9 protein-coding genes are annotated in these 12,673 nt (G+C 68.2%); 8 read left to right on the top strand and 1 reads right to left on the bottom strand.

Annotated elements, in window-relative coordinates; translation table 11 throughout:
- The first annotated feature begins 87 nt into the window (after positions 1 to 87).
- From QPK27_RS19375 to QPK27_RS19345, 7 genes are all read left to right on the top strand, one after another.
- The gene (locus tag QPK27_RS19375; RefSeq protein ID WP_290419813.1) at positions 88 to 504 is read left to right on the top strand and encodes a type IV pilin protein; all 417 of its coding nucleotides are present in this window, start codon (positions 88 to 90) and stop codon (positions 502 to 504) included.
- The gene (locus QPK27_RS19370; RefSeq protein WP_290419812.1) at positions 492 to 1,130 is read left to right on the top strand and encodes a prepilin-type N-terminal cleavage/methylation domain-containing protein; all 639 of its coding nucleotides are present in this window, start codon (positions 492 to 494) and stop codon (positions 1,128 to 1,130) included. The genes QPK27_RS19375 and QPK27_RS19370 overlap by 13 nt, the downstream gene beginning before the upstream one ends.
- On the top strand, positions 1,127 to 1,570 hold the full coding sequence (locus QPK27_RS19365; RefSeq protein ID WP_290419811.1) for a hypothetical protein: 444 nt from the start codon (positions 1,127 to 1,129) through the stop codon (positions 1,568 to 1,570). Before QPK27_RS19370 ends, QPK27_RS19365 begins: the two co-directional genes overlap by 4 nt.
- The gene (locus QPK27_RS19360; RefSeq protein WP_290419810.1) at positions 1,567 to 2,757 is read left to right on the top strand and encodes a PilW family protein; all 1,191 of its coding nucleotides are present in this window, start codon (positions 1,567 to 1,569) and stop codon (positions 2,755 to 2,757) included. Before QPK27_RS19365 ends, QPK27_RS19360 begins: the two co-directional genes overlap by 4 nt.
- On the top strand, positions 2,754 to 3,347 hold the full coding sequence (locus QPK27_RS19355; RefSeq protein ID WP_290419809.1) for a hypothetical protein: 594 nt from the start codon (positions 2,754 to 2,756) through the stop codon (positions 3,345 to 3,347). Before QPK27_RS19360 ends, QPK27_RS19355 begins: the two co-directional genes overlap by 4 nt.
- Positions 3,348 to 3,405: 58 nt before the next feature.
- Positions 3,406 to 8,007 carry a pilus assembly protein gene (locus QPK27_RS19350; RefSeq protein WP_290419808.1) on the top strand — a complete coding sequence of 1,534 codons (4,602 nt, stop codon included), beginning with the start codon at positions 3,406 to 3,408 and terminating at the stop codon, positions 8,005 to 8,007.
- A gap of 130 nt (positions 8,008 to 8,137) precedes the next feature.
- Complete coding sequence (locus tag QPK27_RS19345) at positions 8,138 to 9,829, top strand: peptide chain release factor 3 (protein WP_290419807.1); 1,692 nt, start codon at positions 8,138 to 8,140, stop codon at positions 9,827 to 9,829.
- Positions 9,830 to 9,836: 7 nt separating this feature from the next.
- Here the strand turns inward: QPK27_RS19345 and QPK27_RS19340 are convergent, their stop codons facing one another.
- The gene (locus QPK27_RS19340; RefSeq protein WP_290419806.1) at positions 9,837 to 10,826 is read right to left on the bottom strand and encodes a DUF3108 domain-containing protein; all 990 of its coding nucleotides are present in this window, start codon (positions 10,824 to 10,826) and stop codon (positions 9,837 to 9,839) included.
- 119 nt (positions 10,827 to 10,945) lie between these two features.
- Here QPK27_RS19340 and QPK27_RS19335 point away from each other — a divergent pair, with 119 nt between their 5' ends.
- Positions 10,946 to 12,490, top strand: a complete 1,545-nt coding sequence (locus QPK27_RS19335; protein WP_290419805.1) for a M48 family metallopeptidase — start codon at positions 10,946 to 10,948, stop codon at positions 12,488 to 12,490.
- Positions 12,491 to 12,673: the final 183 nt, after the last annotated feature.

The raw sequence follows: 12,673 nt of genomic DNA, 5'->3' as shown, positions 1-12,673 counted from the left end.
AGCCTTTCTTCAGGGAACTGACAGCTTCCTCGATTATTATGCCTGGTGGAAACATTTATTGGCGGTATCCGCCCCCAGGAGAATCCCATGCAGCAGCGCCAGTCCGGTTTCACGCTCATCGAACTCATGCTCGCGGTGGCGATCGTCGGCATCCTGACTGCCGTCGCGCTGCCTTCCTACAGCAGCTACGTGCTGCGCACCCGCCTGGCCGAAGCGCACAGCACGCTGGCCGCGACCCAGCCGCAGCTGGAACAATTCTGGTCGAACACGCATTCCTACGCAGAATTCGACAAGGTGCCGGCCCCCACCACCAACTTCACCTATGAGCTGAAGGACGCCGACGCCGCCGGCTACACCCTGGTCGCCACCGGCCGCGCTGCCGCCGCCAGCTTCGTCTACACCATCGACCAGGCCGGCCGCCGCGCCACCACCGGCGCTCCGGCCGACTGGGCCAAGCGTTCCGACTGCTGGGTCGACCGCAAGGCGGGCACGTGCACCCAGTGACGGTGTCGCAACGTCGCGCCATCGAGGCCGGCTTCACCATCATCGAAGCGATGGTGGGGCTGGTCATCATGGCCATCCTGCTGGCCTTCGGCATGCCGCGCATGACCGACTGGCTGGGGGCGACCAGGGCCGCCGGCGCCGCCGGCTTCTACGCCGAAGGTTTTACGGTGGCGCGCATGCAGGCGCTGTCCAACAACAGCCAGAGCCGCCTGGTATTCGTCGCCAACGCCGGTGGCCAGCCCGACTGGCGGGTCGACATCTGCCTGCGCACCACCGACGTGCCGTGCACGCTCGACAGCGACTGGTCGAGCGAAAGCGCCGGCCCCAAGGACGCCAGCGGCGCGCCGGCCGCCTTCCGCTCGATCCGGCGCAGCGCCGCGACCCTGCCGCCCGCCACCCGGCTGGCGGTGACGCTCGGCCCGGGCCTGGGCAACACCGTGTATTTCACGCCGCTCGGCTGGGTCGATGCCAGCCGCGCGCCGCGCGTGACCCGCGTCGGCCTGGCGCCGCCGGCCGGCCAGAGCGACAGCTTCAGGCCCTCGGCCGTGGTCCTGACGCTGGCCGGAGTGGCAGTCACCTGCGATCCGAATGCCGCCGACGGCGCTTCCAACGGGTGTCCGGAATGACGCGCCTTTCGACCATGCTCGTTCGCCGGCGCACCCAGCGTGGCGTGGCCCTGCTCGAGGCGCTGCTGGCGGTGGTGCTGCTCGGGATCGGCCTGATCGGCACCCTGGCATTACAAACCCGTTCGGTGGCGGCGCTGTCCGAAGCCGGCCTGCGTGCCGAAGCCACCATCGCCGCCAACGAGCTGCTGGGCGTGATGAACACCGACCAGGCGCGCTTGGCCGACTACGCGGTCGCCAGGAACGCCAACCCGGGTGCGCGCCTGAAGCCGTGGCACGACGCCGTCAAGTCGCATTTGCCCGGCGCCACCATTGAGGTCACGGTGACGCCGGCCGCCGGCACCACCCGCACCGCGGTCGGCATCTCGATCGGCTGGCAGCGCATCAGCGGCGGCGAAGGCAACGTCCACGAGATCACCTCTTATCTGTCGCAGTCGGAATGAAGCATTCACTCTTGCGCGCCCGGCGCTTTCACGGTGGCTTCTCGCTGGTCGAGCTGATGGTCAGCGTCGTGATCGGCCTGCTGGCGGTGCTGCTGGCCACCCGCATCATGACCGACAACCAGCGCAACAAGGACGCCGCGCTGGGCGGCTCGGACTCGATGCAGAACGGGATGCTGGCCATGTTCTCGATCAGCGGCGACATCGAGCAGGCCGGATATGGCCTCAACGATCCGCTGCTGGTCGGCTGCAATACGCGCTTCACCGACAGCGGCGGCTACCAGCTCGCCAGCGCCAGGCGCGGCGAAGCCACCGTGCGTCCGTTGGCGCCCGCCATCATCGAGCCGGGCGGCGACGACGCCTCGGACGTCATCACCCTGTACGCCGGCAGCGCCGCCGGCGGCACCGCCACTCTGCGCCTGACCGGCAACTACGTCGGCGGCACCACCCTGAATGTCGACCGCCGCCCCTACGGCTTTCGCCTGGGCGACGTGATCGTGGTCGCGCCCGAGCAGGCCGGCGGCGACTGCGCGCTGGCCCAGCTGGCCACCGATCCGGAAACCCATCCGGTGCCGCCGGCGGCCCAGTACGTGCGCATCGGCGGCTCGGGCCTGCGCTTCAACAGCGGCGCGCTCGGGGTCCAGTACCAGGGCAATACGGCGCGCATCTTCAACCTGGGGCAGGGCGCGCGCCTGGCCTTCCATACCTGGTCGGTGGAAGGCAACTACCTGCGCCTGCGCTCGACCGACATGGACGGCGCCGGCGCCAATCCGCAGGCGGTGGCCGACAACATCGTGCTGCTCAAGGCGCAATACGGCTTCGATACCCGCGCCGGCCAGGCGTTCCAGCCGACCCAGGGCACCCGGGTCGGGCAATGGTCGTCGGCCATGATCGACGCCGACGGCGATGGCGTGAACGGGAGCGCCGGCGACTATGGCCGCGTGGTCGCGCTGCGGCTGGCGCTGGTGGCGCGCTCGCGCCATCCCGAGCGTCCCGCCGCCGATGGCAAGTGCAGCGCCACCACCGAGATCAAGCCGCTGTTCGCCAGCGAACAACCGCAAGGCGTGCAGCCGCAAGAAGTGGAGGTCGACCTGGGCACGGCGGCCGATCCGGAAGGCTGGAAGTGCTACCGCTACCGGGTGTTCGAGACCATCGTCCCGCTGCGCAACGCGGGGTGGAGGCCCGCATGAACCATCGTTTCGTGCGCACGCGCGAGTCCGGCATTGCGCTGCCGGTCATGCTGATCATGCTGCTGGTGATGCTGGTGACCAGCATCTACCTGCTGCGCTCGACCAATTCGACCACGCTGGCCGTGTCCAATATGGCGTATGACGCGTCGCTCAGCCGCGCCGCCGACCTGGGCCTGCACACCGGCTTCCAGTGGCTCAAGGAGCAGGCGCTGCTTGATAAGCGCGCCCTCAACCTGGACGTCGACGCCAAGGGCTACAGCGCCATCATGAACCCCGGCGCCACGCCGCGCGACAGCGGCTTCTGGGCCAGGAAGGTGGTGATCCCGGGGCCGGACAACACCAGCGTCGAATACGTGATCCACCGCATGTGCACCATGCCGCTGCCCTATGACGACGCCCGCAACGCCTGCGTCCAGACCGCCGAGGTCAGCGCCGACCTGGGCAACCCGGTGCCGGTCGGCCAGAGCCTGGCCTCGGACGCGCCGACCTTCGCCGGCAGCCCGCAGCTGCACTACGTGATCACGGCCCGTATCGCCGGCGCTCGCGGCGGCAACGTGGTCAACCAGATGGTGGTCATGCTCGGCGTGTGACGCCGCATAGCCGAACTATCCGCACAACAAGCATCATTCGAACCAACCTGGAATGCGCATGCATCGCTTTTCGCACCAACGACTGATTTCCTTCCTCGGCCTGCTGCTGGTCGTGCTGACGTTCGCGCCGGCCAGGGCCGACCCAACCAATATCTCGACCCTGCCGCTGTTGAACATCAGCGGCAGCGGGGCGGTCAAGCCGAACCTGATGCTGTTGTACGATAACTCGGGGTCGATGAACTTCACCTACACCCCCGACTACGTCGCCAACGCCGACACCTGCCGCGCCGGCACCACCATCGCCGACGGCACGCGCGGCTGCACCATCGGCGACCCGCCGTTCGCCAGCAGCGACTTCAATCGCCAGTACTACAACCCCAGGACCCGCTACCGCCCGCCGGTGAGGGCCAACGGCACGTCGTTCAACGACATGACGAGCGCCAACACGCGCCAGTGGACCCAGGTGCCGAACGACGGCTTCGGCATCAACAACGCCGACCTGCTGGGCGAAGACCGCTACAGCACCACCAACCTGGTCAGCGGCTTTCCCGACCTGGCCTGGTGCGACCGCAACCGCGAGAACTGCCAGCTCAACACCACCGGCTACACTTATCCGACCAACGCCCGCTACCGCGCGGCGTACGTCAATGGCGCGCCGTACTACTACAGCATCAACGTGGCCGAGTACTGCACCGACAACACCATGACCAACTGCACCTCGACCGCGGTCAACGGCGACGCGCCGGACGGCTATCCGGTGCTGGCGCGGGTGCGCTTCTGCGACAGCAACAAGCTGACCCGCTGCCAGGCCAAGTTCGTCGGCAACTACAAATACCCGCGCTTCTCGGGCGAGAACCAGAACGCGCCGTGGTGGGGCACGATCACCATCGGCACCTCCAGCGGCAGCAACGCGCTGCGCATCAACAGCGTGACCGCGGTCGGCCTGTCCGGCACCCAGGTCATCACCAGGAGCCATGTCGACGCTGCCAACGGCACCGATACCGCCGACAAGCGCGCCATCGTGGCCAGCGCGCTGGCGGCGCAGATCGTCGCCCAGACCGGCCTGGACAACCCCTTCACCGCCTGCGTCACCACCCCGCGCCACACCTCGGTGCCGGCCTGCTCGAGCTACGGCATCACTTTGGGCGGCGCCAACGTGCTGGCCGTGATCCCGATTTCCTGCCCGGCGGGCGCCGCCGACAAGTCGATCAGCAACTGCTCGCCGGTGACGGACAACAGCCGCGCCGGCGACAACCTGATGGTCTCGTCGGGCACCGGCGCCACCGCGCTGCTGTTTGTCAGCGGCACCACCAACAGCGGCAACAGCCAGATCCTGAAGGGCCTGTACCTGGGCCAGACTTCCCTGATCACGTCGCTCACCCTGGGCAAGGGCATCGGCGCGTCGAGCGTGGTGAGCGCGATGAGGAACGCGATCGGCACCCGCGGCACCGTCACCGCCTACGTCGGCGGCACCCGCCCGTCCTCGCCGCTGTGCGAGGCGCAGAGCAACACCACCCTGTGCCTGATCGATACCGCCTCCAACGCGGCCGGGCGCGACATCTCGCTGAGCGACCTGACCAACAATGGCTCGGGCAACAACACGCGCCTGCGACTGTCGGTCAAGGAAGCGGTCAGCGACGTGGTGCCGACCGCCAGCACCGGCCTCGGGGCTTCGATCTTCGTGCGCACCAACATCGTGTCGTCGCGCCGCGCCTACCCGCGCGACCCGGCCCGCACCGACTGCCAGGGCGAGACCTGCAGCTACGACGAAGAGATGACCAACTTCGCCAACTGGTACGCCTACTATAAAAGCCGCAACCAGATGATGAAGACGGCGGTCGGCCAGGCCTTCGAGCCGGTCACCGACAAGTACAACGTCGGCCTGGTCTCGCTGTCCGAGGCGGCCAGGCAGGGCACCATCAACAAGCCGCTGCCGTTCGCCGGCCAGGACCGCAGCGACTGGTATACGAACCTGTACGGGATGACCACCAGCGGCGCCACCCCGGTGCGCCTGGCCCTGAACGCGATCGGCAAGATGTACGCCAATCGCGAGCCCTACGTCCGGCCCAAGGGCCAGGAAGCGGTGCGCTTCCCGTGCCAGCAGAACTTCACCTTCATCACCACCGACGGCTACTGGAACGGCGAAGCGCCGACCGGCGTGGGCAACACCGACGTGCGCGAAGACCCCGCCCGTTTCTGCCTGCGCTCCAAGGGCTGCGTCGACCCGCGCGCCCAGAGCGTGCCGTCGCTGGCCGACATCGCCCTGTACTGGTACAACGGCGGCAGCAACGAGAACGTCGACAGGCAGAATTCGCTGCGCCCCACCATCGAGGACTGGACCAAGCCGGGCGTGGTGCCGGCCGCCGACGGCGAGAACACGCGCCTGCACATGAAGACCTACGCGCTCGGCCTGGGCGTGGACGGCATCATGACCTATGAGCCGAACTACGACAGCGCGCCTCGGCAGGGCGGCGACTTTTATAAAGTGATCACCGGCGCCACCTCGGGCTGCCCGTGGAGCAGCGACGGGCGCTGGACCTGGCCCGACGCCCAGACCCACCTGGACGGCGGTTCGCTGGCGCTGCAGTCGCGCGTCGACGACCTGTGGCACGCCGCCATCAACGGCCACGGCAAGTATTTCTCGGCGTCCGACCCGCTGCAGGTGATCGAGGGCCTGCGCTCGGCCCTGAGCAATATCGAGGTGCAGGTCGGCGCCGCCGCCGCCGCCGCGACCTCGACCCCGAACATCTCGGCCATCGACAACGACATCTTCGCCGCCACCTTCACCACGGTGCGCTGGAACGGGCGCCTGTCCAAGCGCAAGATCGACCTGAGCACCGGCGCGGTGAGCGAAGACGAAGTCTGGAACACCTCCAGCCTGCTGGGCGCCCGGGTCGACGCCCGCGCCGACAGCCGCCGCATCCTGATGATGGACCCGGGCACGCGCGCCCTGGAAGACTTCACCTTCGCCAACTTCACCGGCACGGTGGAGCGGAGCTGGTTCGAGAACAAGTGCAACGCGTTGCCGCAGTGCGCCAACCTGTCGGATGCCAACCGCACCATCGTCAACCGCGGCGCCACCATCGTCGACTGGCTGCGCGGCCAGCAGCAGTACGCCGACGACACGCTGCTGCGCGCCTACAGCTTCACCGACGCCGCCGACAGCGGCGCGGACGGCGCGCTGCCGATCGTGCTGGGCGATATCGCCTCGTCCAAGCCGGCCTACGTGCGCGACCCGCGCAAGAACTACGACCGCGACGGCTACGCCGATTACCGCGCCGCCAACACCGGGCGCGAGCCGACCGTGTACATCGGCGCCAACGACGGCATGCTGCACGCCTTCCACGCCACCACCGGCGAGGAACTGTGGGCCTACGTGCCGCGCATCACGATGAAGAAGCTGTACCTGCAGGCCAGCACCAACTACGGCGGCAGCCACCAGTACACGGTGGATGGCTCGCCCGAGGTGGCCGACGTCCAGATCGGCGGCAGCTGGAAGACGGTATTGGTGGGCGGGCTGAATCGCGGCGGCCGTGGCTACTACGCGCTGGACGTGACCGACCCCGACGCGCCCAAGGCGCTGTGGGAACTGTGCGCCGACCCTGCGGTGTGCAGCGGCGACAACCTGGAGCCGGAACTCGGCTACACCTTCGGCAACCCGCAGTTCGGCACGATCCAGGAGGGCGACAGGGAGACCTGGGTGGTGTTCCTGACCTCGGGCTACAACAACATCCCGGGCAGCGATGGCGTCAACAGCGGCACCGGCGCCGGCTGGCTGCTGGTGGTGGACCTCGCCACCGGCAAGGTCAAGTACCGGATCTCGACCCGTGTCGGCGACGCCGCCACCCCTTCGGGCCTGGCCAAGATCACCGCGATCACGCCGGATCCGCGCAACGACCCGAAGGTGACCTACGTCTACGGCGGCGACAACACCGGCAAGATGTGGCGCTTCGACTTCACGGTTGCCGGCGCGCCGAGCGTCAAGCTGATGGCCGATGCCGGCGCCGGCCAGCCGATCACCACCCGTCCCGAAGTGACCACCTGCCGCGTCGGCGCGGCAGAGGGCAGCCTGGAGCCGGCCGCCAGGCGCATGGTGGTGTTCGGCAGCGGACGCCTGCTCGACCTGGAAGACGTGGCCGACCCGGCGCTGCAGAGCCTCTATGTGCTGAAGGACAGCGGCGACACCATCGGCTCTGGCGGCTGGCGCAAGGAGCCGACCATGGTGCAGAAAACGCTGGCGCGCCAGAGCGCGAACGACGCCGACTCGCCGTTCGTCTTGTCCGGCAATACGCTCGACTGGGCCAGGCACAATGGCTGGTTCGTCGACTTCAGCGTCAACACGGGCGAGCGCGTCAACATCGACCCCAAGGTGGTGGCGGGGACGCTGAGCGTGGTGACCAACCTGCCGACGTCATCGACCGAGTGCTCGGTGGGCGGCACCAGCAACATCTACCAGTTCAACGTCTGCGCTGCGCTCAATGGCCTGGTGGGCGAGCCGCTGTCGGGCAACGCGGCCGTCGGCACGTCCGAGGTGCGCACGCCGGACGGCGAACTGAAGGTGATCGTCACCGACGCCAAGGGCAAGATGATTCCGAAGGACCTGGCGCCGTCGATCAGCAGCGGGGCGCGCCGGGCCGGCTGGCGCCGCGTGCGTGACTGAGCGGCACTGAGCGGCACTGAGCGGGACTGAGCACGAGCGAGCGACTAATTTACACGGGGCGGTGCGGAAACGTTAAAATCCCGGGTTTCCTTTCACGGGCCGTGACGCGGCCCGACTACTGGGCTCGAACATGGCCAACGACACCGACAACCTGAACGCCGAGAATGGCGTGGACGCCACTCAAGTGGCAAGCGACGCCGGCACCGACGTATCCGCAGCGCGCCAGAGCGGCGCCATCGCGCGCGAAGTGCAGCGCCGCCGCACCTTCGGCATCATCTCCCACCCGGATGCGGGTAAAACCACGCTGACCGAGAAGCTGCTGCTGTTTTCGGGCGCGATCCAGCTGGCCGGCACCGTCAAAGGCCGCAAGAGCGGCCGCCACGCCACCTCGGACTGGATGGACATCGAGAAGCAGCGCGGCATCTCGGTCGCGTCCTCGGTGATGCAGTTCGAGTTCCGCGAGCACGTGATCAACCTGCTCGACACCCCGGGCCACCAGGACTTCTCGGAAGACACCTACCGCGTGCTGACCGCGGTCGACTCGGCGCTGATGGTGATCGACGCCGCCAAGGGCGTCGAGGAACAGACCATCAAGCTGCTCGACGTGTGCCGCATGCGCGACACCCCGATCGTCACCTTCATGAACAAGATGGACCGCGAGACCCGCGATCCGCTCGAACTGCTGGACGAAGTCGAATCGGTGCTCAAGATCGAGTGCGCGCCGGTGACCTGGCCGATCGGCATGGGCAAGAACTTCCGCGGCGTGTACCACCTGCTGAAGGACGAGATCATGCTGTTCAAGGCCGGCGAGGAAAAGGCCGACGGCGCCTTCGAGATCGTCAAGGGCATCGACAACCCGAAGCTGGCCGAGATGTTCCCGCTCGAGATCGAGCAGCTCAAGATGGAAGTGGAACTGGTGCACGGCGCCTCGCACGTGTTCGATATCGAGCGCTTCCTGTCGGGCGTGCAGACCCCGGTGTTCTTCGGTTCCGCGATCAACAACTTCGGCGTGCGCGAGATCCTGTCTGCGCTGGTCGACTGGGCGCCGGCGCCGCGCGAGCGCGACGCCACCGTGCGCGCGGTCGAGCCGGTCGAGCCGAAGTTCTCGGGCTTCGTGTTCAAGATCCAGGCCAATATGGACCCGGCCCACCGCGACCGCATCGCTTTCCTGCGCGTGTGCTCGGGACGCTTCGAGAAGGGCATGAAGGTCAAGCACCTGCGCCTTGGCCGTGAAGTGAAACTGTCGTCGGTGGTGACCTTCATGGCGTCGAGCCGCGAACAGGTCGAGGAAGCCTACGCCGGCGACATCATCGGCCTGCCGAACCACGGCAACATGCAGATCGGCGACAGCTTCTCGGAAGGCGAGCTGCTGACCTTCACCGGCATCCCGTACTTCGCGCCGGACCTGTTCCGCACGGTGCGCATCCGTAACCCGCTCAAGGTCAAGCAGCTGCACAAGGGCTTGCAGCAGCTGGGCGAAGAGGGCGCGGTGCAGGTGTTCAAGCCGGTGCTGGGTTCGGACCTGATCCTGGGCGCGGTCGGCGTACTGCAGTTCGAGGTCGTGGCCAGCCGCCTGCTCAACGAGTACGGCGTCGACGCCGTGTTCGAAAGCAGCAGCATCAGCAGCGCGCGCTGGATCTCGAGCGAGGACAAGAAGTCGCTGATCGACTTCGAAAACCAGCTCGGCCACCAGGTCGCCTACGATGCGGCCGGCAACATGGCCTTCCTGGCCACCTCGGGCGTCAACCTGCGCCTGACCCAGGAGCGCTGGCCGAAGCTGACCTTCCACGCGACCCGCGAGCACGCGGCCAAGCTGGGCTAAGCTCCGGCTACGATGCTGGCCCGATCGCGGCCAGCGTCTGCGTGCGCGCCGCGCCGTTCGGTTCGTGGATGCGCAGCTGCACGGGCATCCACGATTGGCCCGGCGCCAGCCATACCTCCAGCCGGCGTTCGCCGGCTTCCCCGATGCGCGCCAGGCGCACCGTCTCCATCTCGCCGGCGCCGGTCGCGATCCGTTCCGGTCCGATCACGCGATAGCGTTCGATATGCGCGCCGTTGGCGCCGGCGACCCAGAACTCCAATACGTCGCGCATCTGGCTCGGATCGGCCAGGCCCATGCCGGCCAGCTGCGCCAGCAGCGAGGCGGTGTCCTGGCTGCCTTCGGCCAGGCGCTGCGCGTGGGTATCCAAGCCGGTTTGCACGGTGCCGGCGGCGCGGTCGAAGCGGGTGGTGACCGAGCCGGCGCCGTGTTCTTCGGTTGCCTGCGCGGGCGCGATGCCGGCGTCGTCGATCCTGCCGCTGCTGCTGCGCGTTCCCAATATCCCGTCCATTTGCAGGTCGTAGCGATTGCCGTCGCTGCGCCAGGTCAGCGTCGCATCGCCCGATGCACCGGTGACTGTGTAGCTCAGGCGCATCGAGGGCGGCGGCGTGACGCGATAGCGCGCCGGCATCCGGGAGCGGAAGGCGACGCCTTGCTGACCGGGCAGCGCGTCGGGGGCGACGTCGGGCGCGATCTCGGGTGGCGCTGCCGCGCGCGCGTCGGCTGACGGTGCGCGCGGCACCAGGAGCGGCGGCTCGTTGAGCGGTTCGGGCGATGGAGCGGGCGACGCGGGGGCGGGTTCCGGTTGCGTCGACGCCGTGGGCGCAACCACATGCGCCAGGCGCACGGCCAACGTGGTGCTGCCAGCGCTCGGCGGCGGCAAGTCCAGGCGGCGGTCGATCCAGGCCAGCGCCAGCAAGTGCAGCAGCAGCGACAGCAGGCCGAGCGCCAGCAGGCGCCGGTGCCGCGCCAGAAGGACGGAAATGCGGGAAACACTCATGGCGCTAGTGTAGCCGCTGACTCCTGCGCGCAGTCAATCGCGTGACATTGCGCGAGTATCTTTGCGGCACGGCCGATCTATACTCGTCCACTGTATTGACATCGCAACAGGAGCAGCCCATGGAGATCGACCAGTTCCAGCGCATGGTCGCGCGCCTCGAACAGGAAAGCGCTGCCGCGCCCGGCCGCTACCGGGCCAGGGTGGCGCTGCTGGCGGTGCTGGGCTTTGGCATCATCGCCGTGGTGCTGGCCACGCTCGGCTTCGGGCTGGTGGCGCTGGTCGGCGTCGTCGCCGCGCTGGCCTGGAGCGGCGGCGGCCTGCTGCTCCTGCTGCTGGCCAAGCTGGGCAAGCTCCTGTTCCTGCTCGCGATCCCGCTCTGGTACACGCTCAAGTCGGCGCTCGGTTCGCTCTTTGCGCGCTTTCCCGAGCCCGAGGGGCGCGTCTTGCGGCGCGACGAAGCGCCGGAATTGTTCGCGGCGCTGGACGATATGCGCCGGCGCATGGCCGGGCCGCGCTTTCACCGGGTGCTGGTGATTAACGAGGTCAACGCGGCCGTGATCCAGCGTCCGGCCTTCGGCCTGGTCGGCTTCCCACGCAACTACCTGCTGCTGGGATTGCCCTTGCTCGAGTGCCTGGCGCCGGAAGAAGCGCTGGCAGTGGTGGCCCACGAATACGGCCATCTCGCCGGCGCCCACGGGCGCTTCTCGGCATTCATCTACCGCCTGCGCCATACCTGGAGCACGATCCAGGCCCACCTCGACCACTTCCAAGGCTGGTCGGCGAAATTGGTCTCGCCGCTGGTGCGCTGGTACGCGCCTTACTTCAATGCCTACACCTACGTGCTGGCGCGCGCCGACGAATACCGCGCCGACGCCGCCTCGGCCGAGCTGGTGGGCGCCGCCAGCGCCGCGCATGCCCTCAAGCGCGTCAACCTGGTGGCGCCGCACTACCAGCAATACGTCGAGGCGGCGCTGGAGCGCGCTGACCACCAGGCCACGCCGCCGCCGGACCTGCTGCACGGCTGGGCCGAGGATGCGCGCCTGCGCTGCGAAGACGCAACGCTGCAGGGCTGGCTCGACGAAGCGCTGGACCGCGAGGGCCATTTCGCCGACACCCATCCGACGCTGCGCGCGCGCCTGGCCGCATTGGCCCACGACGCTGCCTCGCACCAGCTGCTGCCGCCGGCGCTCGGCGGCGCGTCCGCGGCCCAGGCCTGGTTTGGCACTGGCCTGGCCGGGCTGCGCGCCGAACTGCAGGCGCAGTGGGCCAGCGACCTGGCCGAACCGTGGTCGCAGCGCTTCACCCACGTGCAGGGCGAACGCGAGCAACTGGCGACGCTGCGCGCGCTGGAGACGCGCGACGCCGGGCAGGAACTCGAGATGCTGCGTCTGACCATGAACCGTGAGCCCGACGTCGACCTGCGTGAGGCGCTGGCCGCCTTCAATGTCGTCAATCCGGACCACGCCGTGGGACTGTTCCTGGAAGCGGTGGAACGTCTGAAGCACGATGAGCGCGAAGGGCTGGCGCTGTTCGAGCGCGCCATTGCGCTCGATCCGGATGCGACCGGCGCCGCCTGCGAGCGCGCTCACGCATGGCTCGGCGCGCGTGGCGAAGAGGAACAAGCCGAGGTCTGGGCCGAGCGCTGGCGCATGCACGCGGCATGATCGGCGTTCGCACGCTGCACCTGCATGGGGAGGGCACTGTCGCGCACGCCACAGTGGAGACACGGCGGGCGCCATTCCAAAAGTCGATTTGCGCCTGAGCAAATAATTCCCAAGATCAATGCGGTAACGTCGTCAGGTGCATCGAGCCGCTTCGATGCACCTCAACCGGAGAACGACATGCCC

This window comes from Massilia sp. YIM B02443 (genome assembly GCF_030411955.1).
Taxonomy (GTDB): domain Bacteria; phylum Pseudomonadota; class Gammaproteobacteria; order Burkholderiales; family Burkholderiaceae_D; genus Telluria.
Note: the sequence above shows the minus strand (reverse complement) of the source record. Positions and strands in the feature narration are given on the sequence as shown.

What these genes read in the sequence shown, in the direction of transcription:
- QPK27_RS19375 (WP_290419813.1), top strand. Translation starts at nt 88, where the DNA reads ATGCAGCAGCGCCAGTCCGGTTTCACGCTCATCGAACTCATGCTCGCG.
- QPK27_RS19365 (WP_290419811.1), top strand. Translation starts at nt 1,127, where the DNA reads ATGACGCGCCTTTCGACCATGCTCGTTCGCCGGCGCACCCAGCGTGGC.
- QPK27_RS19360 (WP_290419810.1), top strand. Translation starts at nt 1,567, where the DNA reads ATGAAGCATTCACTCTTGCGCGCCCGGCGCTTTCACGGTGGCTTCTCG.
- QPK27_RS19355 (WP_290419809.1), top strand. Translation starts at nt 2,754, where the DNA reads ATGAACCATCGTTTCGTGCGCACGCGCGAGTCCGGCATTGCGCTGCCG.
- QPK27_RS19350 (WP_290419808.1), top strand. Translation starts at nt 3,406, where the DNA reads ATGCATCGCTTTTCGCACCAACGACTGATTTCCTTCCTCGGCCTGCTG.
- QPK27_RS19345 (WP_290419807.1), top strand. Translation starts at nt 8,138, where the DNA reads ATGGCCAACGACACCGACAACCTGAACGCCGAGAATGGCGTGGACGCC.
- QPK27_RS19340 (WP_290419806.1), bottom strand. Translation starts at nt 10,826, where the DNA reads ATGAGTGTTTCCCGCATTTCCGTCCTTCTGGCGCGGCACCGGCGCCTG.
- QPK27_RS19335 (WP_290419805.1), top strand. Translation starts at nt 10,946, where the DNA reads ATGGAGATCGACCAGTTCCAGCGCATGGTCGCGCGCCTCGAACAGGAA.